This window comes from Bifidobacterium parmae (assembly GCF_002860365.1).
In the GTDB taxonomy this organism is placed as follows: Bacteria; Actinomycetota; Actinomycetes; order Actinomycetales; family Bifidobacteriaceae; genus Bifidobacterium; species Bifidobacterium parmae.
Genome location: NZ_NMWT01000013.1, coordinates 13,389 through 38,265, shown reverse-complemented (window position 1 = coordinate 38,265; position 24,877 = coordinate 13,389). Strand labels below are relative to the sequence as shown.

At 66.4% G+C, this 24,877-nt stretch carries 19 protein-coding genes and 2 pseudogenes; 17 read left to right on the top strand and 4 right to left on the bottom strand.

What is annotated here, in order from left to right; genetic code table 11:
• Positions 1–212 precede the first annotated feature (212 nt).
• The 8 genes from Uis4E_RS05640 (at position 213) to Uis4E_RS05605 (ending at position 6,942) form a co-directional block, all read left to right on the top strand.
• Entirely contained in the window at positions 213–1,187 is a 975-nt protein-coding gene (locus Uis4E_RS05640) for a transporter substrate-binding domain-containing protein (RefSeq protein ID WP_101622237.1), read from the top strand.
• Positions 1,188–1,208: 21 nt separating this feature from the next.
• Positions 1,209–2,081 (top strand): amino acid ABC transporter permease, encoded by an 873-nt coding sequence (locus tag Uis4E_RS05635; protein WP_101622236.1) that lies wholly within the window; start codon positions 1,209–1,211, stop codon positions 2,079–2,081.
• Complete coding sequence (locus tag Uis4E_RS05630; protein ID WP_101622235.1) at positions 2,078–2,854, top strand: amino acid ABC transporter ATP-binding protein; 777 nt, start codon at positions 2,078–2,080, stop codon at positions 2,852–2,854. Before Uis4E_RS05635 ends, Uis4E_RS05630 begins: the two co-directional genes overlap by 4 nt.
• Positions 2,855–2,897: 43 nt before the next feature.
• Positions 2,898–4,217, top strand: a complete 1,320-nt coding sequence (locus Uis4E_RS05625) for a CapA family protein (RefSeq protein ID WP_101622234.1) — start codon at positions 2,898–2,900, stop codon at positions 4,215–4,217.
• 375 nt (positions 4,218–4,592) lie between these two features.
• Positions 4,593–4,883, top strand: coding sequence for a DUF4244 domain-containing protein (locus tag Uis4E_RS05620; RefSeq protein WP_034528927.1), 291 nt, complete (start codon positions 4,593–4,595; stop codon positions 4,881–4,883).
• A 5-nt stretch (positions 4,884–4,888) separates the two neighbouring features.
• Entirely contained in the window at positions 4,889–5,272 is a 384-nt protein-coding gene (locus tag Uis4E_RS05615) for a TadE family type IV pilus minor pilin (protein ID WP_101622233.1), read from the top strand.
• Positions 5,273–5,328: 56 nt separating this feature from the next.
• The gene (locus Uis4E_RS05610; protein ID WP_165784864.1) at positions 5,329–5,709 is read left to right on the top strand and encodes an Rv3654c family TadE-like protein; all 381 of its coding nucleotides are present in this window, start codon (positions 5,329–5,331) and stop codon (positions 5,707–5,709) included.
• 99 nt (positions 5,710–5,808) lie between these two features.
• Positions 5,809–6,942, top strand: coding sequence for a diacylglycerol/lipid kinase family protein (locus tag Uis4E_RS05605; protein ID WP_101622231.1), 1,134 nt, complete (start codon positions 5,809–5,811; stop codon positions 6,940–6,942).
• A 101-nt stretch (positions 6,943–7,043) separates the two neighbouring features.
• Here the strand turns inward: Uis4E_RS05605 and Uis4E_RS05600 are convergent.
• Positions 7,044–7,640: pseudogene (locus tag Uis4E_RS05600) on the bottom strand (TetR/AcrR family transcriptional regulator); the annotation flags it as partial.
• 261 nt (positions 7,641–7,901) lie between these two features.
• Here Uis4E_RS05600 and dnaX point away from each other — a divergent pair.
• Positions 7,902–10,868 carry a DNA polymerase III subunit gamma/tau gene (dnaX, locus tag Uis4E_RS05595; protein ID WP_101622229.1) on the top strand — a complete coding sequence of 989 codons (2,967 nt, stop codon included), beginning with the start codon at positions 7,902–7,904 and terminating at the stop codon, positions 10,866–10,868.
• A gap of 22 nt (positions 10,869–10,890) precedes the next feature.
• Entirely contained in the window at positions 10,891–11,493 is a 603-nt protein-coding gene (recR, locus tag Uis4E_RS05590) for a recombination mediator RecR (RefSeq protein WP_101622228.1), read from the top strand.
• 102 nt (positions 11,494–11,595) lie between these two features.
• Here recR and Uis4E_RS05585 read toward each other — a convergent pair whose 3' ends face one another.
• Positions 11,596–12,729 (bottom strand): class C sortase, encoded by a 1,134-nt coding sequence (locus Uis4E_RS05585; RefSeq protein ID WP_101622312.1) that lies wholly within the window; start codon positions 12,727–12,729, stop codon positions 11,596–11,598.
• Between the two features lie 611 nt (positions 12,730–13,340).
• On the opposite strand from Uis4E_RS05585, the pseudogene Uis4E_RS12205 reads away from it, so the two are divergent.
• Positions 13,341–13,487 (top strand): annotated as a pseudogene (locus Uis4E_RS12205) (LPXTG cell wall anchor domain-containing protein); the annotation flags it as partial.
• A 344-nt stretch (positions 13,488–13,831) separates the two neighbouring features.
• Here the strand turns inward: Uis4E_RS12205 and Uis4E_RS05575 are convergent.
• Entirely contained in the window at positions 13,832–15,097 is a 1,266-nt protein-coding gene (locus tag Uis4E_RS05575) for an ATP-binding protein (protein WP_133125406.1), read from the bottom strand.
• Between the two features lie 231 nt (positions 15,098–15,328).
• On the opposite strand from Uis4E_RS05575, the gene dnaB reads away from it, so the two are divergent.
• The 5 genes from dnaB to Uis4E_RS05550 all read left to right on the top strand — a co-directional run bounded on the left by dnaB (position 15,329) and on the right by Uis4E_RS05550 (position 21,731).
• A complete protein-coding gene (gene dnaB, locus Uis4E_RS05570; protein ID WP_243394362.1) occupies positions 15,329–16,933 on the top strand; it encodes a replicative DNA helicase in 1,605 nt (534 codons plus the stop codon).
• A 5-nt stretch (positions 16,934–16,938) separates the two neighbouring features.
• Positions 16,939–18,483: a Mur ligase family protein gene (locus tag Uis4E_RS05565; RefSeq protein ID WP_101622225.1), complete on the top strand. Its 1,545-nt coding sequence runs from the start codon at positions 16,939–16,941 to the stop codon at positions 18,481–18,483.
• 229 nt (positions 18,484–18,712) lie between these two features.
• Positions 18,713–19,465 (top strand): type 1 glutamine amidotransferase, encoded by a 753-nt coding sequence (locus tag Uis4E_RS05560; protein ID WP_101622224.1) that lies wholly within the window; start codon positions 18,713–18,715, stop codon positions 19,463–19,465.
• Between the two features lie 65 nt (positions 19,466–19,530).
• Positions 19,531–19,824 carry a phasin family protein gene (locus tag Uis4E_RS05555; protein ID WP_101622223.1) on the top strand — a complete coding sequence of 98 codons (294 nt, stop codon included), beginning with the start codon at positions 19,531–19,533 and terminating at the stop codon, positions 19,822–19,824.
• A gap of 116 nt (positions 19,825–19,940) precedes the next feature.
• Positions 19,941–21,731, top strand: a complete 1,791-nt coding sequence (locus tag Uis4E_RS05550; protein WP_423734916.1) for an ABC1 kinase family protein — start codon at positions 19,941–19,943, stop codon at positions 21,729–21,731.
• Positions 21,732–21,893: 162 nt separating this feature from the next.
• On the opposite strand, the gene Uis4E_RS05545 is transcribed toward Uis4E_RS05550, so the two are convergent.
• Entirely contained in the window at positions 21,894–22,331 is a 438-nt protein-coding gene (locus Uis4E_RS05545) for a type II toxin-antitoxin system HicB family antitoxin (RefSeq protein ID WP_101622222.1), read from the bottom strand.
• 327 nt (positions 22,332–22,658) lie between these two features.
• Here Uis4E_RS05545 and Uis4E_RS05540 point away from each other — a divergent pair, with 327 nt between their 5' ends.
• Complete coding sequence (locus Uis4E_RS05540) at positions 22,659–24,854, top strand: glycoside hydrolase family 36 protein (RefSeq protein WP_101622221.1); 2,196 nt, start codon at positions 22,659–22,661, stop codon at positions 24,852–24,854.
• Positions 24,855–24,877 lie beyond the last annotated feature (23 nt).

Below are 24,877 nucleotides of genomic sequence, written 5' to 3'. Positions count from 1 at the left end.
TTGTCCCGGTGCAACGGTGCAATGACGCGGTTTCCTTCCGCGGCCATGCCTTCCGATGGCGTGGACCGTTCATCGCACGGCCCGGTGGTGCCGACTCCTTTTGGAGAAATCCCGTTGTCCCCGCGTCGTTCCGATGCTAGGTTGTGTGCCGTCAATTGTTGCGAAAACCGTTTGACGCGCGTGCGCGCGTCCCACGCAGTGAGGAACACATCATGGTATCGAATTCGGTGAAGAGCGTCTGCTCCGGTCTGATCGCGGCCGTCATGGCCGTCTCCCTGGCCGCCTGCGGTTCCGCCTCCTCCGGCGACGGCTCTTCCGCCTCGTCTGATTCCGGCATCAAGCAGGAGACCATCAGCGCCAGCGAGGTCAAGGAGCTGCACGACGCGCTGCCGCAGGAAATCAAGGACAAGGGCGAGATCTCCATCGGATACCAGAACACCGCGGGACTGCCGTACGGCGTCGTGGGCGAGGACGGCAAGGACCAGGGCCTCAACGTGGACGCGGCGAACCTGATCGGCGAGGTGCTGGGCGTCAAGGTGAAGGGGCAGGGAGCTGACTTCTCCCAGCTCATCCCCGGTCTGCAGGCGAACCGCTACGATCTGGTCACCAACATCACCACGGACACCGCGGAACGCCGCGAGGTGGTCGACTTCATCGACGTGCTGTACGGCGAGCCGTCCTCCCTGGTGGTGAACAAGGGTTCCGACCAGGCCGGCAAGACGCTGGACGACGTGTGCGGCATCACCATCGGCGTGGACTCCGGCTCCACCCACGAGGAGAAGGCCAAGGCGCAGGCCGCCAAGTGCAAGGAGGAAGGCAAGAAGGAACTGAAGGTCAGCTCCTTCAAGGGCATCTCCAACATGCTGCTCGCCCTCAAGTCCAACCGCGTGGACGCCGTCTACCTGTCGATGGGCGCCTCCCGCTATTACGCGAAGCAGGATCCGCAGATCCAACTGTCCAAGCCGAACAGCGACATCGTGGAACTCAACGGCTTCATGGTGAACAAGGGCTCCGAGCTGGGGCCGGTGGTGCGCAAGGCGATGCTCCACCTCAACCAGGACGGCACGTGGAAGAAGCTGCTCGACAAGTACGGCCTGGCCGATCTCGCTCCGAGCGACGACGTGGTCGAGAACACGCAGGCCGACTACCAGTCGCTGCTCGACGCGGCCAAGAAGCAACGCTCCTGATCCGTGGACGGTACGGCTCCCATGGTTTCCAACAGGATCTCCAAGAATGACGGCGGTCACGGCGACGCGTTGCGCGTCGTGCCACGCCGCCATGTGACGCGCGACGTGGTCAGCGTCGTGTGCGTGCTGCTGCTTGCGGCGGTCGTCTGGTCGGCGGCCACCAACGAACGGTTCGGATGGCCGGTCGTGGCCCACTACTTCCTGTCGCCGCTTGTGCTGGTCGGATTGTGGAACACGATTCTGGTGACCGTCCTGTCGATGCTGCTCGCCTTCGTGCTCGGCGTGGTCGTCGAGCTGATGAACGAGTCCGGCGCGCCGGTATTGAAGTTCATCAGTAGCATCTACCTGTGGGTGTTCCGTGGCACGCCGCTGCTCGTGCAGGTCATCATCCTGTTCAACATCTCGGCACTGTACCCGAAGATCGGATTCGGCATCCCGTTCACGGACATCGGCACGGGACCGATCGACGTGAATTCGGTGATCACCCCGTTCGCCGTGGGCGTGCTGGCGCTCGGCATCAACGAGGGCGCCTACATGGCGGAGGTGATCCGCGGCGGCATCCTCGCCGTTCCCGCCGGCCAGATCGACGCGGCGAAGTCCATCGGCATGAAGCCGATGCAGGTGTTCTTCAAGATCGTGTTCCCGCAGGCGATCCGTTCCATCATCCCCGCGACCGGCAACCAGGTCATCTCGATGATGAAGGCGAGCTCGCTGGTCAGCGTCATCGCGTTCCCCGACCTGCTGTACTCGGTGCAGGCGATCTACGCACGCAACTTCCAGACCATCCCGCTGCTCATCGTGGCGTCCATCTGGTATCTCATCGTCACCACGGTGCTCATGGCGGTCCAGCGGGTCGTCGAACGCCACTACACGAGGAAGGGGACCGAACGATGAGCGGTACGACCGGCGACATCGTCCTGTCCGCACGCGACGTGACCAAGGACTTCGGACACGCGCAGGTGCTCAAGGGCGTCTCCCTCGACGTGCACGCCGGCGAGGTGATGTGCATCATCGGCCCGTCCGGCTCCGGCAAAAGCACGTTCCTGCGCTGCATCAACCATCTTGAGGACATCGACGGCGGTTCGCTCACCGTGTTCGGCGACCTCGTCGGCTACAAACGCAAAGGCGACCGGCTCTACGAGGAGAGCGAACGCGAGACCGCCGTCAAACGCGAACGCATCGGCATGGTGTTCCAGCAGTTCAATCTGTTTCCGCACCTGACGGTGCTGGAGAACGTGATGATCGGACCGGTCGAGGTGAAGGGCACGCCGAAGTCGCAGGCGCGCGAGACCGCGCTCACGCTGCTCGAACGCGTGGGGCTCAGGGACCGTGCGGACGCGTATCCGGTGCAGCTGTCCGGCGGCCAGCAGCAGCGCGTCGCCATCGCGCGCACGCTCGCCATGCAACCCGATCTGATCCTGTTCGACGAGCCGACGTCAGCGCTGGATCCGGAGATGGTCAGCGAGGTGCTGTCCGTGATCCGCGACCTGGCCGACGACGGCATGACGATGGTCATCGTGACGCATGAGATGGGCTTCGCCCGCGAGGTCGCCGACACGGTGGTCTTCATGGCCGACGGCAACATCGTCGAATCCGGAACGCCGGACGAGGTGATGGGGCACCCGCGCGAGGAGCGCACGAAACAGTTCATTCAGGAGATTCGCTGAAGCAGGCGCATCCCCTCCTACGACGAAGCAGGTGAAGGACCATATGAGAATCATCGCCACCGGTGACGCGCTGTTCGCGAGCCGCAACCTCCGTGGCCGCATCGACCCCGAACTCGTGTCGTTGCTCGATGAGGCGGACGCCGTGTTCACGAACGCCGAGTTCACCACGCCGGCGCACGACACCCCCGCCTACCCGGAGGGGTACACGCTCGGCTCACATCCGTGGGCCGTGGACGAGCTCAAGTCGCTGGGCGTGAACCTCGTCTCCGGCGCGAACAACCACACGGGCGACTATGGCCATGTGGGCGTGCTGGACACGTTGCGCGCGTTCGAGGAGCGCGGGCTCACGCCGGCCGGTCTGGGGCGCACGCTGGCCGAGGCGCGCCGCCCGGTGTTCACCGACGTGGCCGACGCGCGCATCGGCCTGGTGGGCACGGCCACCACGGCCGCCGCCGACTTCCTCGCCTCTGACGCCTCGCCGTGGGGCGCGGCGCGGCCGGGCCTGAACCCGCTGCGCTGGAGCGTGTCCGTGGAACTGCCCGAATCGCAGTATGAACAATTGCGCGCGATCGACGAGGCGTTGGGCACGGCGCGCACGCACCGAGAGACCGATCGCGTGGAGATCCGCGAGAACACGGATCCGAACTGGTTCAATTTCGGCGTGCCGAATGCGGTGAAGGTGCGCAAGGGGTCGCAGGCGCGGCTCGTATGGCAGGCCGACCCGCGTGATGTGGAGGCGAACTGTCGTGCCATCCGTGACGCGAAGGGCACGGCGGACGTGGTGATCGTAAGCATCCACGCGCATGAGGGCGAACAGGACGGCTGGTATCACGCGCAGCCGGCGCCGTTCATCGTGGACGCGTGCCACGCGTTCGTGGAGGCGGGCGCCGATCTGGTGCTGTGCCACGGTCCGCACATGCTGCGTGGCATCGACCGGTACCGGGACGGCGTGATCTTCTACTCGCTGGGCAGTCTGGTCTCCGATTTCGAGACGTCGGCGCGCGTGCCGGTGGAGATGTTCCAGAAGTACGCGCTGGCGGACGACTCCTACCCGTCCGACCTGCATCAGATGCGCCGCCGCGACGCGAACGGCGAACCGCAGGGCTTCTACGGCGATGAACGGTTCGACACGAGCTGCTTCGCGGCCATCGACGTGGACCCGGATACGGGCGTGAAGTCCGTCACCGTGGTGCCGACGCAGCTGCGCATGAACGAGGAACGTCACGCCCTGCGCGGCATCCCGCGGCGTGCGGATGTCGAGGAGGCGCGTGCGATCGTGGACCGACTCAATGCGATGAGCGAACCGTACGGCACGAAGCTGGAGTTCGACGAGGAGACGGGCGTCGGCACGCTGACGCTGTAACGCAGTACAGCGGTAACGCTGTACATCCATGCGGTGATATCACCTGCCGTGTCGTCCACAACGATGTGGACGACACGCCCGGGATGTGGATAACCAGGGGGTACTGACCACATTGCCCGGAACACGTTGCATGCTTCGGGGCCCATCACGCACAGTGGAACGACCGATCGGTCCACAACTCAATATCGTGCCTCCTCCGGCGTTCGCGCCGACCTTCACGTCAACCCCTATGGCAGCTGCCACCGTGACCTCCAGTCACCTCACCCGATTCACCCCGGCCTAGGCCCACCCCAACCGCCATATCCCCATTCCCCATCCGTTCCACCCGTCACTCACTCATCCGATCTCATCCGACATCCCAAGAAAGGAACTCCCATGAACACTGACATCCCCGTCAACGGCGAGGGGCAGGCCGGCATCTTCGCGTACGCCCGCGCCCGCGCCGAACGCCTGCGCGAGACGTGCCGCGCCCGCCTGTGCGTGATGGACGCGCGCATGCGCACGCTCGCCGCGGAACCCGAGGAAGGCGCCGCCACCGCCGAATACGCGGTCGTGCTGGTCGCCGCCACCGGATTCGCCGCCCTGCTCGTCGCCATCCTCAAATCCGATGCCGTGCGCAAGCTGCTGCTCGACATCGTCAAGAAGGCGCTGATGATGGGAGGCTGATCGCCATGACTGCACGATATTCACGCCGTCGCTCCAGACGCCCGCCTCCGGACAAGGCCGCCGATCCCGGCGCGGTCACCGCGGAATTCGCCACGGTGCTGCCCGCCGTCGTGGTACTCGCCCTGCTGTTGCTCGCGCTCTCCCGCACGGTGATGGTGTCCATCGGATGCCAGGATGCCGCTTCGGCGGCCGCACGGGCCGCGGTCACGGCCGGCGACGCCGCCGATCCCGCGGCGGCCGCCCACGCCGTAGGCGGTGGAGACGTCGCGGTGCAGGTGAACCGCGACGGCGACCACGTGACGGTGACGACACGTTGCCCGGTGGTACCCGACCCGTTGGGCGTCCTGCCCACGAGGGTCGAAGGCCGTGCCGTGGGGGTGATCGCATGAGCCGCATCATCGCGCGGAATCGCGGAACGGCTCGCCGGGACGCGGACGGACGCGCCGTGCGACAGCGGTCCGGCAGCGCGCTCGCCCATGCGGACGAGGGTTCCGGCACGATGGCCGGCGTCGCGCTCGTCATGCTCGTCGCCGTGCTGTTGTCCGCCGCCGCGACCGCCGGTCATCTGCTGGTGCGTCGAACCGTCGCGCGATCCGCCGCCGACCTGGCCGCGCTGTCCGCTGCGGTCGCGCGGCATGGCGGCGGTGAACCGTGCGTCGTCGCCGCGACCGTCGCGACGGCGCACGCCGGCCGTCTCGCCTCCTGCGAGGTCGGCGGCGATGCCGGCGACGACGTGACCGTGCGCGTCGCGCTCGCCACCGACGTGCCGTTCATGCCGGAGATCGCCGTCGAGGCGCGAGCCGGACCGGTGCCGTGCGACGGCTGACGCCTCGCACGTGCCATGTGACGCGGTTCACCGTGCGCGTCCCGTCGCGGCGTCGCCCGCACTGGCGGTTCCGCTCTCTTTCCGGTTATCGTGAAAGGTATGACGGAGAGCATGGATTACGGCGTGGTCGCGATGGTCGGCAACCCCACGTCCGACAAGGGCAGGGGAGCGGCGGTCGACGAGCGCGTGCGCGGGCTGCTGACCGAGGCCGGCGAACGGTACGGGTTCGACGTGATCGATCTGACCGGCGACAGTTTCGACGACTCCCTCGCCAACGCGCGCGAGCACATCGACGACTACGATCATCTCGTCGTGGTCGGAGGCGATGGCATGATCGCCCTCGGCGCGAACGCGGTCGGCTCCAGCGGCAAGCCGCTCGGCATCGTCGCCACCGGTTCGGGAAACGATTTCGCGCGTGGACTGAAGCTGCCGGTGAACCGCATCGACACGGCGGTGGAAGGCATCGTCGGCGCGATCGTGCGCGGTTCGCACCTTGACGTGGACATGGGTCATGTGACGGCGCTGCCCGGCGCCGTCGCCACCGACCCGACCACCGGCGAGAAGACGGAACCATCGCACGAGGTGCGTGCCGGGACGGCTCCCGCATTCGACCGCTACTATGCGGGCATGCTGTCGTGCGGATTGGATGCGAGCATCAACGACCGGGCCAACCATTCGCGACTGCCGGGTGGTTCGCTGCGTTACTTCGCGGCCGTGCTCGTGGAGGTCAGGCATCTCAAACGGTACGGCTACCACGTGAAGGCCACGCTGGCGGACGGTACGGTGGAGGAGCTGGACATCATCTCGCCGATGCTCACCGTGGCGAATTCGCGGCATATCGGCGGCGGATTGGAGGTCTCCCCGTATTCGCGGTTCGACGACGGTCTGCTCGACCTGATCTGGATCGACCACATGCCGAACGCGGTGGAGATCGCCGACGCGATCTCGAAAGGCTACAACGGCAAACTGCTCGGTTCGAAGGTGTTCGGCTGGAAGCGCGTGCGCGACATCGAGATCACGCGCGCCGCGGAAGGCGACGAACCGCCCGTGCTCATGGCGGACGGCGAATACATCGGCCGGCTGCCGGTCACGGTGAAGGCGTGCGACCGCGCGTTGCGCGTGCTCGTGCCGCCCGCCGTCGCACGGCTCCAGGAGCGCGAGCATGGCGAGAACCGCGTGCTCGCCATGCTGAGGCGGGACGGACGCGACCCGGTCACCGGGGAGTTCGTCTAACGTGCGACCGTCGGCGCCGATGTGCCCGGTGCCGATGTCGCGTCCGGCGCCGGCGCCGCACTTGGCGCGGTCGGCGCGTCCGGGGCGACGGATGGGCATGCCGCGATGTAGCCGGTGAGGTGCAGGGTCTGCGCGATCACGCTCTTCACCGTCGTGTCCGGCGTCTCCGGGTGGGAGCGCAGCAGTGAGATGAGACCCACGATCAGCGTGAAGAACGTCTCGTGCACGTTCGTGATGGGCAGGCCGTGACGCATCTCGAAGTCGCGCACCGTGGTCCGTTCGAACATGTCGGCGATGCGGTCGGCGATGCGGTCGATGAACCGGATGTACAGTTCGGCGTTGCCCTCGTGGATCATGCGCGCGGAGAACGGGCTCTCGTCGGCGATCAGCGCGCGGGTGAGACGCACGACGTCGTCGAGCGCCTTGTCGATGTTGCCGGTCTCGCGGGCCGCGTCCCACGCGGACAGCTTGGACAGGATGTCTTCGACCACGTCGTCGAGGACGGCGTCCGCCACCGCGTCCTTATCGGGGAAGTAATGGTAGAACAGCGATCTGGTCATGTGGACCCGTCCGGCGATGTCGCTCACGGTGATTTTGGAGAAGCCCTTCTCCAGACAGATCTCCCTTGCGGCGCGCACGATCGCGAGCCGTCTCGCGTCTCCTTTGACCGTCGTTGTTGACGTTGTGTCAATGCTCATACATCCCAGTGTATGCGCGGCGTCACGGCGGACACGCGCGGTAGCGAACCGGTTCGTTGATTGCCGGGCGTGCGCTGACCGTGTACTGGCCGTGCGCGTGGCCGCCCGATGACCGCGCGTGCGACCGTCCGGCGTGCGCGGCGTGCGCCGGTTGGGATAGATTAGAGGACAGTGCAATGGACGTCCGTCGGTGCGCCGGCCCGCTGCATGCGATGCGGGCGCGGTCCGGACGATCCGATCGGAAGAAAGTAGGAACCAGCGATGGCTTTGGCGCTATACCGCCGTTATCGACCCGACACCTTCGCGGGGGTGATCGGCCAGGACCAGGTCACGGTCCCGCTCATGCGCGCCCTCGACGAGGGCAAGCTCACGCACGCCTACCTGTTCTCCGGACCGCGAGGCTGCGGCAAGACCAGTTCGGCGCGCATCCTCGCCCGATGTGTGAACTGCGCGAAGGGCCCCACCTCGCATCCGTGCGGCGAATGTGAATCCTGCAAGGATCTCGCCACCGGCGGCCCCGGCTCCATCGACGTGGTGGAGATCGATGCCGCCTCGCACAACGGCGTGGACGACGCCCGCGAACTGCGCGAACGCGCCGGATTCGCCCCCGCGCGCGACCGCTACAAGATCTTCATCCTCGACGAGGCCCACATGGTCACGCCGCAGGGCTTCAACGCGCTCCTCAAGATCGTGGAGGAGCCGCCGGAGCATGTCATGTTCATCTTCGCGACGACCGAGCCGGACAAGGTGATCGGCACGATTCGCTCGCGCACCCACCACTACCCGTTCCGACTCGTGCCCGCCGAAGTCATGGGGCCGTATCTGGAACAGATCTGCGAGAAGGAGCACATCACGGCGGAGCCGGGCGTGCTCAAACTGGCGATGCGCGCCGGCGGCGGCTCCGTGCGAGACACGCTCTCCGTGTTGGACCAGCTCATGGTCGGCGCGGTGGACGGCGTCATCACGCACGACGCGTCCGTGGCGCTGCTCGGCTTCACGCCGGAGGCGCTGATCGGCGAGGCCATCGACGCGGTGATTGACGCGAGCGGCGGGAACCTGTACGGCGTGATCCAGAAGGTCGTGGTCGGCGGATTCGACCCGCGACGGTTCGTCGAGGACCTGCTCGCCCGCGTACGCGACCTGCTCGTGCTTACCTTGGCGGGAGACCGTGCGGAGACCGTGCTCTCCGACACCGCCGAAGCGGAGGACATGGACGACCTGCACCGTCAGGCGGCGGCGCTTGGACTGTCGCAGCTCACCGCGATGGCGGACATCATCAACGCGACGCTCGGCCAGATGACCGGCGCGATTTCGCCGCGCATGCGCTTGGAACTGTTGGCCGCGCGCCTGCTCGCCGGCCGTGAGAACGGTTTCGCGGCGCCGGCGGCCGGAACGGCGATCGCCGGCGCACCGGGCGCCGGCGTCACGTCCGGTTCCGGTGCGGGGACTCCCGGTTCCGGTGCCGCGGCCGGGACGACCGGTGCGCGTGGTGGTTTCGCCGGTGCGACGACGGGCTCGCATGGCGGTGGTTTCGCCGGTGCCGCCCGCAACCAGCATCACGATGCGGCAGACGGCCAATCGCAGGATTCGGGCCGTGCCGCCGTCTCCGTGAGTCAGGCGGCCGGCGGCGGTTTCGCGGGGTCGACCCGCAGCCAGCATCCCGAAACCGGTGGTGCCGCCGCGCAAGGCGCGACCGCGGGAACGCCCGGCCGGTCGTCGTCCGGCGTGGCCGGGGCGGACGCGACGACCGCGCAGCCCGCCGTACAGCCTTCCGCGTCCGCGCAGCCCGATAATCGCACGCCCGATCAGAAGTGGGATGCGATGCTCGCCGCACTGCCCGAGGATGTGCGCCGCTACGTGGCTCGCGACAAGGCACGCATCAAGTTCGTCCCCACCTATGCGAAGACCGGCCGCCCGCGCGTGTGGCTGCGCTTCGACACCGCGTTGAACAAGTACGCGTTCGCACTCGCCGTGGCCTCCGAACCGGTGGACGGCACGAACAAGGTGGTGTCGATTGTGCGCGCCGAAGTCCGCAAGCTGTTCGGCCCGCAGACCGATCTCGCGCCCACGCCCACCACGGACGATGGGCAGAAGACGCCGCCGTTCAGCAAACTGCCGCAGGGCGAGCAGCAGAAGATCAAGGCGCAACTGCTGCAGGAGAACCTGCAGGCGGCCGCCGCGAAGGCGCAGTCCGGCGAGACGAACGCCGGCGGCGCCAAGGAGGGGGCGCGTGAGCAGTCCGCGGCTCCCTCGGCGGCATCCGACCAGGCGGAGGACGACGACAGTCACCGAGGCGCGGCATCCGGTCCGGCATCGACCGGCCTCCCGGCGCGAACCGCATCCGTGAACGACGACCCGTGGGTGCAGCCGGCGACGACATCGCAGGATGACGACCCATGGGCGCATCCTCTGCCGAATCAGGGTGGATCGTCGTCGGTCCGGGAACCGGAGCATCACCGCAAGCAGGTGGCGGTGCCCGACTTGAGCGACGACACGGACCCGTGGGCGCAACCCGCGCCCGCCGCGACGAACGACCGGGGAGCGCGGTCCGCGGCTGTGTCGGATTCCGCCGATCCGTGGAATCCGGCGTCCTCGGCGGTTCCGGCGAATACGGCCGGTGCGAACGGAGCGGCTTCCGCCGTCGCGTCGAACGACCCGAACACGTCGAACGCGGCCGATCCGTGGAACACGGCCGCCGACCCATGGAACACGCCGCTTCCGGCGAACGGCGGCGGCTCCGCGAACGGGAACCGGCCGGCGGTCGGTGGAGCATCGCACGGCGACATGCGGTCCGCGGTACGCAATCCTGGCGCGTCGAACGGACCGGCGGAACCGGTCGAACCGGACGACCCGTGGAAGGACGTGCCGCCGCCCGCCGAGCCCGATGATCCGTGGAACGCGCCCATGGGGGCGCGGAACGCGGGCGGCACGGGGAACGGCCTCGCGGCATCGGCGCAATCCGGCCCGTCCGGTGTGCAGACAGGGCCGGCCGGACGGGCGAACGACCCGTGGAACATGCCGCCGGCGCAATCCGCGCGACCCGCACAACCGCAGGTCGACGCGGACGATGACGAGTATTCGATGGACGACGAGTCGCTCGGCAGCGCCGTGGCGATGAACCGCGACGAACTACGCAGGCTGTTCGAGGTGAAGAAGGTCGAGACGTTCGCGGCCGACGATCCGCGCAACCCGCGCAACATGCATGTCGCGCCCAAGCACGACGAGTAGATGACGGAAGGAAGACGACAACATGGCATTGGCGTATGACGGCGCGATCCAGCGTCTCATCGACGCGTTCAACAAGCTGCCCGGCATCGGGCCGAAAGGCGCGCAGCGCATCGCGTTCTATCTGCTCAGCGCCGACGAGCAGGAGGCGGCCGACCTGACGGACGCGATCACCGAAGTGAAGGCGAAGGTGCGGTTCTGCGACGTATGCGGCAACGTGTGCGAGTCGAGCCCGTGCCCCGTATGCGCGGACCCGCGGCGCGACCATACCGTCATCTGCGTGGTCGAGGAGCCGAAGGACGTGATGAGCATCGAGCGCACGCGTGAATACCGCGGCCTCTACCACGTGCTCGGCGGCGCCATCAACCCGATGGCGAACGTGGGACCCAGCGACCTCAACATCGCGAAACTGCTGGAACGGTTGAAGGACGACACGGTCAAGGAGATCATCCTCGCGCTCGATCCGAACATCGAGGGCGAGGCGACCACCACGTATCTGAGCCGTCTGCTCTCGCCGCTCGGCATCAAGGTGACGCGTCTCGCCAGCGGTCTGCCCGTCGGTTCCGATCTCGAATACGCCGACGAGATCACGCTCGGCCGCGCCCTGGCCGGCCGCCGCGAAGCCTGACCACTCGCCCCGCCGGCAGAGTCCCCTCGGAACGTTAACCTACTCGCCCCTCCGGCGGGGAGATTCACTTGAACGACGACGCCGAGGAATACCGGCGTTAACCTACTCGCCCCCGCTGGCGGGGGCTCCCGCGGAGCGGGTGGGGGTGGTCCCAGCGGTGGTCTCGCTAGAGCCCACGCCGGTACCCCCGCCATCAATCTCACCACTCAGCGGATCATTCGCGCTCCCGCGTTCGCCCGGCCGGTCATACGGCCAGAACGCGGCATGCCGCATGATGCGCATCCCGTCGCGCCTGCGCAGCGGAATCGTCGCCAGCCATCCCGCGAACAGCACGGCGACTCCCACGCCGACGCCGATCATGCGCCCGTCGTGTACGTCGCCCGGTTCGGGCGCGGGCAGGGGGATGGCGACGCGATGCCCGGAGATGAGCAGTCGGTGCGTGTTCACGCCGTAGGGCGTGCAGGTCATCAGGGTGACGCGGTCCTCGCCGGGCACGATCTTCAGTTTCGATGTGTCGTTCGGCAGGATCACGGAGATGCGGTCCACCTTGTAGCCGAGCGTCTCGCCCATCACTTCGATGTAGAAGAAATCGCCTTTCCTGACTTCGTCGAGACGGGTGAACATCATCGCGTTGACGAGTCCGCGGTGGCCGGTGATCACCGAATGCGTGGATTCGCCGCCGACGGGCAGCGACGAGCCGTACAGGTGTCCGGCCCCGGAGGCCAAGGCCTTCTCGGACGTGCCATGGTAGATCGGCAGGTCGATGGACTGTTTCGGTACTTTGATGGATCCCATCACGCCGTCGCCGGAGTCGAGCAGCGACTGGTATTCCTTGTCTTTGCTGGATGCGGAGTCGTCGCCGCTTGCACGCGAGCCGCCGGTGGCCGCGGTGAACGGGTCGACCGCCTCGCCGAGCACCGGCTGACCGGATTGCGCGAGCTTCGCATTGTAGGCGCGTGCCGCGGCGAGCGCGTCCTTCGCTTTCGGGTATGGCCAGTTCGCTACGTTGCGTGCGGTGGTGGCGGTGGCGGCGGCGAGCTCGGTGCCGGATTTGAATTGGAGGACGAAGGGGAACGCGGCGACGGAGACGGCGGCGACGAGCAGCAGGATGGTGACGACGCGCATCACGAGCAGGTTGCGTGCGAGACGGCGGCGTTCGGCGGTGAGGTCGGTGACGTCGATGGCGGCGGCGAACGGCTGCGGCGTGAATGGTTCGGCAGGGTCCGTGGGTTCCATGGAGGACGTGGGTTTCGTATGGGTCGTGGTGCCCGTGGACGTCGTCGTGGCGATGGTGGGTCGTGCGGTCGGCACTGTGGACTTCCGAGTATGCGTGCGGGGCGCCTCACGATGACCGCGATGCGATGCCGTCCGATTGTCTGCGTGATTACCCATGCCTGATACGCCTTGTGTGTTCTGTTCCGTTCCTTGGTCTGTGGTCATGGTACTCCCGGGGTCAGGCATGTGCTTGCGTGTGGAAAGTCCGGTTTTGTGCGGATGTGAGCGGTTCACAGCGGGGTGATGACGTGATGTCATGCCGCTTGCAATCGCTGACATGGTGTCAACAATCAAACCGGTTCGGCGTGTCGAATCGACATAGTGAGCAGCGAAAGATAACAATTTGATAACAATCGGTGTAAACGTTTTCGCTCATATCGGGATGGTTTCCGCTAGTTTCCAGCGATATGCCGGTTTACCTCATTGCGATTCGGGCATGATTCCACGGTTTGATGCCCCTAAAGGGAGGGGGTACTAAGGCAGCTAGGGCGAATCTCCATCGACCGGGCATGGGTCTTTCCCAGGACTCCGGCGACGCGGATTTGAGCGGCAATGAGATCACCGATTACTCGGTGATCAACGTGCGCAACGTGACCGAGCTGCCGAAGACCGGTGCGGCGGGCATCGTCCTGTTCGCCGTGGTCGGCCTGCTGTTCGCGGGCGCGGCCGGCACCGTGTTCGCGAAGTCCCGCGCCACCGAGCGCGCACTGCGCGCGTGACGGTGCGTTCGGCATGTAACTCCATGCCGGTAGCGACGCGGCTAGGGCGCGGATAAACGGAAGGGCCCGACGGCGTAATGCCGTCGGGCCCTTCGCGAAGGAGAGAGAGGAAGAAGAAAGGTTGTTCAGTTATGGTTATGGGGCCGGAAGGGGTTCGGCCTCGCCGGTTCGCTCTTGTCCGTCCGATGGTCTGTTCCGTCGTGGCGGCCTGTCGTTCGCCGGTGACTACATATAACCTCGCGAATCTCCAAGCGATGATTGAAACCCATGGGAAAGCCGATGCGATTCCCCGAGAAATCGCTGCAAGCCACTGTCGGTCCGCGCTAGGGAGACGTTTGGCGATTCTATCGTCGCAGGCACCACTTCCATGCCGGAACCACTTCGATGGTGCCGGCCGGCACAGTCACCAGACCTTCCTCTTCCAATGAGATCAGGGTTCCCCTGGCGAGTCCGGCGTTGCGCATGGCGGCGTCGAGGTTGCCGATTTCGCTGCGGAATTTGGCGCTCAGATTCTGTGCGGCGAAATCGGTGACCGTCGTGGCGTCCAAGCCGGTCCGTGCGGCCACCTGAATCAGTTGATACGGTTCGCCGGCCGCCTCGTCGCCGACGACGAAATCCACTTCGGGACAATTCGCAGCCGAATACGTGGCGATGGTGTTGCCGCGGTTGCCGCCGTATCGTCGTTTCAGTTCCACGAACACGGCCGTCTCCAGTCGCTGTCCTATATCCATGTGGTTCGCCGGGGCGACGGCCAACGACAATCCCGGATCCACTGCGTAGACCTTGCTGGAGGATCGCGGATTCTCTTTGATGGAGAGCGTGAAATCGCCGACCTTGAACAGCAGAAGGGCATCCTCGAAGTCATCGAGAAGATCGTAGAGCTTGTTCCCCGAAATCGGCACCCGCATGCCGCGCAGCGCTTTGACCTGGGCGTTCACCGAGAATTTCAACCCCGTGGAACGCAGTGCGCTACGCGAGAACCGCATCGCTACGCGCAGCGACGTGGTCTCGAATCGTTCCAGCACGTCCTTGGTGACGATTTCATCCGCGTATCCCTGCAGCAGGCGCATGCGATCCAATGCGCCCATATGCTGCACCGCGGGGAATCCTCCGACGTTCAGGTATTCGGCGAACGCCGTCTGCAGCGGTCGACGCACCGAAGATGGATATGCTCCGCCGATGTCGGTCGTGTCGATGTTCTGGAAGAGACAGTACTCCCGGAAACTCAGAGGCCACATCTCGCGGGATAGCGAACGGCCGCGGAAATTGGTGGGGATGTCGGAGGAAAGGAGCTTCGACGACGATCCGGTCAGCACGATGGTGACGTCATGCTGACCGGCGACCCTACGCACGAAGTTCGTCCAATACGGTGCTTCCTGAATCTCATCGAACAGCAGATAGCATCCGCTGAGTGCCTCGGGCACCATGCGATAGTATTCGTCCAACAGGTCGGCGAGCGTATGGTCGGAGAACGGCATGATGCGGTCGTCGTCGAATGAGAAGTGGAGTATTCGGTTTCGTGGCACCCCGGCTGCGATGAGACGATTCATCAGCTGGTACATGGCGTAGGTCTTGCCGCACCGGCGCACGCCGGTGATGGTATGTATCACATTGTTGCGCGCGGGGGGCAGGAACGTCGAGCGTCGCGCCTGGCCTTTCGACGTAATCGGGGACGGCGAAGTCCAGATATTCGGCGATCAATGATGACAATGACATGACGGACCTCATTCTTCACTGATGTTCGATGAAGATTATGCTGTATCTTTATCGAATGCCAGTGAAGATATGGCATCCGTTCAATCGGTTACGACATATATGTCAACATACCTATACTGTGCCCTATGGCTGAGGAACCTTGGAACGACGAACCGCATGACGACGGCGACGCCGGTTTCGCACCCCCCGAAGAGGATTTCGGCGGTGTGGACGGCGGCTTCGACGAGCCCGCTGACGGCGCGGGCGCTGGCCGCGCGTACGACGGCGCCGACGCGCCAGCGGACCGCCCCTACCGCGGCGGCGACCGTGGCGGTCGCGCGCGCGGCGGCCGCGGGAACGGTCGCGGCTATGTGCCCGGTGCGACCGGCACGCCGGTGAGGGACGCGTTGTTCGACCGCGTGCCCCCGCACGACGACGATGCGGAGATGGCCGTGCTCGGCGGCATGCTCATGAGCAAGGACGCCATCGGCGAGGTCTCGCAGATGATCGAGGTCACCGACTTCTACCAGCCGAAGCACCAGACCATCTACGAGGCGATCATCAACCTGTTCTCCGCCTCGCAGCCCGTCGACGCGGTGCTCGTGGCGAACGAACTGCTCAAAAGCGGCGAACTGGAGAAGGTCGGCGGCACCGACTACCTCCATTCGCTCGTCGCCTCCGTGCCCACCGCGGCGAACGCCACCTACTACGCCGAAATCGTGCACCAGCGCGCGATCCTCAGGAACGTGATCGCCGCCGGCACGAAGATCGCGCAGCTCGGCTACTCCGCCGAAGGCTCGCAGGCGGAGGACGTCGTCAACCTCGCGCAGGCCGAAGTGTACGAGATGAGCGTCGGCAAGGTGCGTCAGGACTACGCCGCGATCGGCCCGGTCGTACACGACGCGCTCGACCAGCTCGACAAACTCCAACAGGGACTCGTCAACAAGGGCGTGCCCACCGGCTTCCGCGACATCGACGACCTCACGCAGGGCCTCCAACCCGGCCAGATGGTCGTCGTCGCCGGCCGTCCCGCCATGGGCAAGTCGACGCTCGGCATCGACTTCGCCCGCGCCGCCGCCCTCCACCACCACATGACCACCATCGTGTTCAGCTTGGAGATGAGCAAGGTGGAACTCGCCCAGCGCATCATCTCCGCCGAGACGAACATCCCGCTCGGCGCCCTGCGCCGCGCCGACGAGATCACGCCGGAACGCTGGAACACGCTGAACGGCTTCTGGTCGAAACTCGACGACGCCCCGCTGTTCATCGACGATTCGCCGAACATGAGCCTCATGGAGATCCGCGCGAAATGCCGCCGGCTCAAACAGACCAACGACCTGAAACTCGTCGTCATCGACTACCTGCAGCTCATGACCTCCGGCAAACAGGTCGAAAGCCGCCAGCAGGAGGTCTCCGAGTTCTCCCGTGCGCTGAAGCTCCTCGCCAAGGAGCTGGAGGTGCCGGTCGTGGCGCTCTCCCAGCTGAACCGAGGCCCCGAGATGCGCAACGACAAGAAACCGCAGCTCTCCGACCTGCGTGAATCCGGCTCGATCGAACAGGACGCCGACGTGGTGTTCCTCGTGCACCGACCAGACTTCTACGACAAGGAGGACCGTCCGGGCGAGGCCGACATCATCATGGCGAAGCACCGTAACGGACCGACCGAGACCTTCCACCTGGCGTTCCTCGGCGCCACATCGAAATTCAAGGACATGCCGCAGGACTACAACTCCGGCGGACAGGGGGTATGAGACACATGGCATGGAATTCGTTCGCCACACCCGCCATCGGCAAAGGCGTCCGCTGGGCGTCCCGCCTGCTGCACCACGGCGGATCCGCGTTCCCCGGCAAGGTCATCGAAACCATCGACCCGGGCTTCCTCGCGCGTACGCTCGGACGGCTCCCGCTCGGCGTCGTGCTCGTCTCCGGCACGAACGGCAAGACCACGACCACGCGCATGGTCGCCTCGATGCTCTCCGACCTCGGCCTGAAGGTGTTCACCAACCCGACCGGATCGAACTTCACGCGCGGCGTCGTCTCCGCACTGCTCCAGCAGGTCACGCTGGGCGGCCGCCTCGACGCCGACATCGCCGTGCTCGAACTCGACGAGGCGTACGCCGTGCACTTCGTCAAGCAGGTCAAACCCCGTTACGCGCTCCTGCTCAACGTGATGCGCGACCAGCTCGACCGCTTCGGCGAAATCGACAATACGGCGCGACTGCTCGGCGAAGTCGCCAAGACCACCACCGGCACCGTCGTGCTCAACCGCGAGGACCCGCGCATCGCCGCGCTCGCCGCGTTGACGCCCGCCGGAACGCAGGTGCGCTACTTCGGCCTGTCCGACGAACTGAAGAAGCTCTTCCCCTCCGACGACGACATGGCCACCACCGTGAGCGTGGAGGAGGACGCGACCGCCGGAGGGAACTCCGGTGAGACCGGTGGCGAGATCTCCGCCGAGACCACCCCCAGTCGGTCTGCGACCGACAGCCCCCGCCGGCGGGGGCGGGAAGAGAAGGTCGTCTCCCAGGGACGTGAATCGGCATCGCCGTCGGTTGAGCGGGGGCAGGAGGATGTGACCGAGGCGGTGGAGCTGCCGGCGGACGTGACGTTCACGGCGTTCGGCGATCATCGGGCCACGTTCCGCCTGGACGGCGGCGAACACACGACCGACGTGAAGCTCGAAGGCGTGTACAACCTGTACAACGCCGCCGCCGCGCTCGCCGTCGTGCGCGCGGTCGTCGCCGACGCGCCGCGGGCGCGCACCGCGGCCGCGCCCGCCGGCGGCGAGGCGTTCCGCGAGAGGCTCAGGCATGTCGCCGCCTCGGACACGGCGTCGCTCATCCGCGCCGTCGCCCGGGTCACGCCCGCATTCGGGCGCGGCGAGGTCATCGAAGCCGCCGGCAGCCCGGTCGAACTGCTGCTCGTCAAGAATCCGATGGGATTCCGCCTCTCCCTGGCGAGCTTCCCGCCCGAAGGCGCGGACACGATGATCGTCATCAACGACGAATACGCGGACGGCCGCGACATGAGCTGGCTGTGGGACGTGGACTTCACCTCGCTGCGCGGGACCGGCGTCGCGCAGGTGTCCGGCGTGCGCGCATGGGACATGGCGCTGCGCCTCGCCTACGACCAGGTGCCGGTCGCGGCGACCGACACCGACATCGAATCCGCGCTGAACCTGTTCGTACACGCGAACCCGGGCACGCCGAAACACATCTACTGCACGTACACGGCGATGCTCAAGGTGCGCGCCGCGCTCGGCCGCATCGCCGACGTGGCGGACGCCGGCGTGGGGGAGTGAACGACCGGGGCCGCGATCGGCACCGTGACCACCCTCCGGCGCTTCGCGCCACCTCCCGTCAGCGGGAGGAGCAGGCAAACCGGCCCGGTCTCCGGTCGGAAGGTGGCAGCCGGGGGATGCCTCCCGTCAGCGGGAGGAACAGACAAAGCCGAACGGTCCTCGGCGGGAGACGATGACCGGGGACATCTCCCGCCAGCGGGAGGACGACTTGGATGGAAGGAATGAAGACATGGGCAAGGTAATCGACGTGATGTCCCTCTACCCGAAGGACATGAACATCTACGGCGACTCCGGCAACGTGCTCACCATCACGCGCCGGCTCGCGCTCTACGGCTACGAGCCGCGCGTCACCGCCTACAACCAGGGCGACGAATGGCCCGAACACGTGGACATGATCCTCGGCGGCGGCGGCCAGGACACCGGCCAGAAGAAGATCATCGACGACTTCTTCCGCCGCGCCGACCTGCTGCGCACGCTCGCCACCGACGGCGTGCCCATGCTGATGATCTGCGGCATGTACCAGCTGTTCGGTGAATACTTCGAAACCGTGGACGGCACGCGTCTCGACGGCATCGGCGTGATCCAGGCGCACACCGTCGGCCGCGACGTGCGCATGATCGGCAACCTCGTCGAACACTCCGACGAATTCGGCGACATCATCGGCTACGAGAACCATTCCGGCCAGACGTTCCTGCGCGCCGGCGTCGACCCGCTCGGCCGCGTGGACGAGGAAGGCCGCGGCAACAACGGTGAGGACCATACGGAAGGCGCGCGCATGAACAACGTGATCGGCACGTACATGCACGGGTCGCTCCTGCCGAAGAACCCCGCCATCGCCGACTATCTCATCCGCGTGGCCGCCGAACGCCGGTACGGCGAATTCGGCACCGCCGACCAGACCCGCGAGCAGCGCGAGGAGCTCGAACGCATCGACACGATCGCCGAGCAGGCACGCGCGGTGGCCGCGGCGCGGCCGCGGTAGTAGGCTAGAAGCGTACGTGCGCATGGCAGCGAGCCGTGCGCGACCTTCACGAAGGAGGGAACACCATGGCAGACTTCGATTTGGGTGACGGCCTGCGCAAGGTCGTGCTGGCGGGCATCGGCGCCCTCGCCACCGGATACGAGAAGGGCAGCGAACTCGTCGACGACCTCGTCAAGAAAGGCGAGCTGACCGTCGAACAGGGCAAGAGCCTCAACACCGAGCTCAAGCGCAAGGTGGGCGAGTCGCTCGTCAACGACGCCGCCAAGGACGACGAGAAGCGCGCCGCCAAGGCCGCGGAAGCCGCCGCTCCGGCCGAAGAGCCGGAGGAGCCGGCGGACAAGCCGAGCGACGAGGCCTGAGCGCCGACAGCTTCCCATCCAGTTGCGCTGACGACCGCCGGCGGATGATTCCCCACCCATGTGGGGGGAATCCGCCGGCGGTCGCCGCGATTCAAGCCCGGTCAAGGAGACGCACCGTGACGAACACGAACGCATCGTCGAAACGAACAACGGACGACGAACCGGCGGAACAGCCGCCGCGGCAGGAGCGGTCCACCGAGTCGCGCATCTCCCCGGACATTCCCGTGCCCGTGCCGGTGTGGGAGACCGGACAGGACGAGACCATCGGACTGTTCGGACCGCGTCGCGACGACTTCGCCGCACGCTACCATCTCACGCGGCGCGGCAAGGCCAAGCGACTCGCGCAGATCGTGCGCATCGTCAACCATTTCGACGCGCTCAAAGGCCTCACGCCCGTCAAGATGCGTCTCATGTTCGAGGCGCTCGGCCCTACGTTCGTCAAAGTCGGCCAGATCCTCTCGATGCGCTCCGAAATGCTGCCGCAGAGCTTCTGCGACGAACTCGCCAAACTGCGCGCCGACGCCGACCCCATGCCCTACGGGACCGTGCTCGACACGTTGGCCGCCGAATACGGCAGGCCCGTGGACGAGATCTTCAGCCACATCGACTCCAAGCCCCTCGGCTCCGCCTCGCTCGCCCAGGTGCATCGCGCCACGCTCGTCACCGGCGAGGACGTGGCCGTCAAGGTGCAACGCCCCGGCGTGCGCGAGACCATGGCGCAGGACGTGTCCATCATGCGCTCCATCGCCAAAGGCGCCACCAAGGTGTTCCGCAACACGCAGATCGTCGACCTGAAAGGCGTGGTCGAGGAGCTGTGGGACACGTTCCAGTCCGAAACCGACTTCCTCGTGGAGGCGCGCAACCTCGCCGAATTCAAACGGTTCGCCGCGCCCTTCAAATACATGGACTGCCCGACGCCCTATCCGGACCTGTGCACCGAACACGTGGTCGTCATGGAATACGTGGAAGGCATCTCCGTCTCCCATCCGGGCAGGCTCATCGCCGCCGGCTACGACCTCAACGACATCGGCACCAAGCTCGTCGACAACTACGCCACGCAGATCCTCGACGACGGCTTCTTCCACGCCGACCCGCACCCGGGCAACATCATCATCCGCGGCGGGCAGATCGTGCTCATCGACCTCGGCATGACCGGCAGGCTCGACGCGAAGACGCGCACCGTGATGAAGGAGATGATCTTCGCCGTCGCCAAACAGGATTCGCCGCAGCTCGCCGACGGCCTCCTGCGCTTCGCCGGCGCCGAAGCCGACCCGGCCGACTATCCGTCGCTGCTCGCCGACCTCGACACGATCGTCAAGGAGTACGGCACCGTCGACCTCGCCGACCTGGACATCGCCGCGTTCATCACGGCGCTCACCAACCTCGCCGCCCGGCACGGCATCGAAGTGCCGAGCACCGTCACCACCGTGGGGCGCGCGCTCGTCACGTTGGAGGGACTGCTCGACGAGTTCATCCCCAACGTGAACATGATCGAGATCATCTCCAAGCACATCGCCACGTCGAAAAGCCCCAAGCAGATGGTCAAGGACGAGCTGAAATCCCTCGGCGTGGAAGGGCACGAGGCGCTGCACAGCGCGCTCGGCGCGATGAGCGAGCTCAACGTGGCCGCCCGCATGCTCACCCGCGGCCAGCTGCGCACCAACATCGAGCTCGTCGGCTCACAGGAGCCGTTCCAGCTGCTGAGCGACATGGTGAACAGGCTCACGATGGCGCTGATCGTGGTCGGCCTGTTCATCGGATCGTCGATCGTGTACTACGCGGGCATGAAACCGATCATCTTCGGCATCCCGATCGTCGGATTCCTAGGGTACGTGGTGGCGTTTGTGCTCGGCGTGTGGATCGTCATCGACATCTACCTGAAGGGGCGCAAGCAGAAACGGCGGTGAGCGGTTTCGGTCGGTCGTGTGGAATCGTACCGTTCTCCGGACCAGCCCCGGACCACCCCCACTCGCTTCGCGGGGGCCTGCTGGCGGGGGCGAGACGATTCACACCATGCCGCGACATGCGCAAAACCGCCGGCGGGGCGGCCGGCGGGGGGAGAAACGCGGTCAGCCGGCGAGACGGTTGGAGATGAGACGGTTGAGGCTGATGTGCTGTTCGGCGGCCTCGATGGTCAGCGCACGGTGCAGCTCCGGGGGGATGCGCACGAGGATGCGGCCGGAGAAGTGACGCTCCGACAATGGTTCCGGCGCTTCCTCGCCCGCCTTCACCAGCCGTTTGACCTCCGCCTCGGCGGCGTTGCGGATGCCGACGAACGCCTCCAGCTGCGAGGCGCTTTCGAACGTCACGTCCGGCAGTTCGGCGCACGAGGCGACGAAACGCTCGGACTTGCCGTCCCAGCGGATGCGGTATGCGTAATGGTTGACGTCCGGGACGCTGGTGCCGCTGCCGGCATCCGTTGCCGTTGCCGTGCGCGCCGCGATGGCGGCCGCGCCGTCCGCGCGTGCGGCGGTCTTCCGTGATTCGGTCTTCCTGTTTTCACTCATATCGCTGATGATACCACCTTATCGCCGCGTGCGGCAGCGCCGCGCATGCACTCGTTTGCAATGATGAAAACGGTAAAAAGAATATGTAGCTCGAATATCAAGAAACGCCGGAAAATAAGCCAAAACATCCCTGTCAATTTGACTTTATACCGGTATAAAAATATAGTGTTCCTCAACAAACGTGAACACGGCATCGGGCGAAGAACCGCAACGCGCGCCACACCTCTGACGACGACACGTCAGAAGACGGGGCTGCGGAACGAAACCCGACCAGGTGCGCGTGCGCGCGGACGGCGACGCCGGCGCACACGCGCAGGGAGGAACACAATGGCGAACGGTTTCTCGTGGGGCGACGACGCGCTGACCCTACGGTTCGAATGGGGCGACGACGCGCCCGTGACCATCGCGTCGGTCACGGCGAAGGACGGCGCCGGCACGGTGACCTCCGTGCTCGACCATCGCATCCCGATCGTGGAGCTGGAGGTCGCCGGCACCGGTCACTGGATCGCCTGCGACAAGCTCATCCACACCACGCTCGGCCGCGACCTGCGCTACGTCGGCCATCACGAAAGCGAGGAGCGCGGCGTCAAGCGCCTCGACATCGACGTGGCCGACGCCGCCGCCCGCATCGACGTGACCGTCACCTACGAGCTGCCCGAAGGCGTGCCGATGTTCCGCACCTACGCGACCGTCACCAACACCGCCGGCGACGCGACCGGCACCGGCGACGCGACCGGCACCGTGCAGGCCGACCCGACCACCACCCGCGCCGACGCGCCGTTGAGCGTCGAACAGGTCACCAGCTGGGCCAGCGCGTTCGGCGCGCCCGAAGGCCAGAAGGCCGACCTCGCCGCATGGGAGTCCATCGAAGGCAAGTACGACTGGCTCGCCGAAGGCCGCTGGCACGCCACGCCGCTGCGCGACTACTTCCCCGTCATGGCGCAGGAGCTCACCAACGTCGACCCGCGCGGCGAACACCGCGTCGTCTCCACCAGCACCTGGTCCACAGGCCGCTTCGCACCCCTCGCCGTCATGGAATCCAAGCGCTTCGGCCTCGCCTGGCTGTTCCAGATCGAACACAACGGCGCCTGGCGCTGGGACATCGGCGAAGACACCGAAGACGCCTACATGGCACTGACCGGCCCCACCAACGTCGACCACGGCTGGGCGAAGAACCTCGGTCCCGGCGAAAGCTTCACCACCGTGCCCGCGTCCGTCGCGCTCGCCGCCGACTTCGACGGCGTCGTACGCGCCGTGACCGCCTACCGCCGCGCGATGCGCACGCAGCCGAACCACATCGACAACGACAAGCCGCGCGTCATCTTCAACGACTACATGAACACGATCTACGGCGACCCGACCACCGCCAAGGAGCTGCCGCTCATCGAAGCCGCCGCGAAGGTCGGCATCGAGATCTTCTGCATCGACTGCGGCTGGTACGACGACACCGGCAACTGGTGGCCGTCCGTCGGCGAATGGCTGCCGAGCACGACCCGCTTCCCCGGCAAAGGCGGCATGAAGGAGGTCATCGACGCGATCCGCAAGGCCGGCATGGTGCCCGGCCTGTGGCTCGAACCCGAGGTCATCGGCGTGAAGAGCCCGATGGCGGCGAAACTCCCCGACTCCGCGTTCTTCCAGCGCAACGGCCACCGCGTCGTCGAGCAGGAACGCTACGTGCTCGACCTGCGCAGCCCCGAAGCGCGCCGTCACCTCGACACGGTCGTCGACCGGCTCGTCGACGACTACGGCGTCGGCTACTTCAAATTCGACTACAACGTGCAGCCCGGCATGGGCACCGACGTCGACTCCGATTCGCTCGGCGACGGACTGCTCGGCCACAACCGCGCCTACCTCGACTGGGTGGACGGCGTACACCGCCGCCACCCCGACCTGATCCTCGAGAACTGCTCGTCCGGCGGCATGCGCGAGGACTTCGCGCAGACCTCCCGCTTCCAGGTGCAGTCCACCTCCGACCAGCAGGACTTCCGCCTCTACCCGACGATCGCCGCGACCGCGCCGATGATGGTCCTGCCCGAACAGGCCGGCAGCTGGGCCTACCCGCAGTCCACGATGGGCGTCGAGGAAAGCGCCGTCAACATCAACACGACGTTCCTCGGCCGCTACTTCCTGTCCGGATACATCAACCGCATGAGCGACGAACAGCGCACGCTCGTCGAGGAATCGATCGCGCGGTACAAGACGTACGTGCAGCCGGTCATCGCGCACGCCACGCCGTTCTGGCCGCTCGGCCTGCCCGGCTGGAACGACCCGGTGCTCGCCTACGGCCTCGCCGCGCCCGACTACGCGCTCGTCACCGTGTGGGACCGCGACTCCGACGGCGGCACCGTCGCGCTCGACCTCGCACGCTACGCGGGCCGCGAGGCGACGATCACGCCGATCTTCCCCGACCGCGGCGTCGAGACGTGGCCCGTCCACTGGGACGCGGCCCACGGCACGGCGGGCGTGCAGGTGCCCGGCGACGGGTACGCCTCACGCACGTTCCTGATCCGGCCGACGGACTGACCCGGCCCGCACCGGACCGCCGG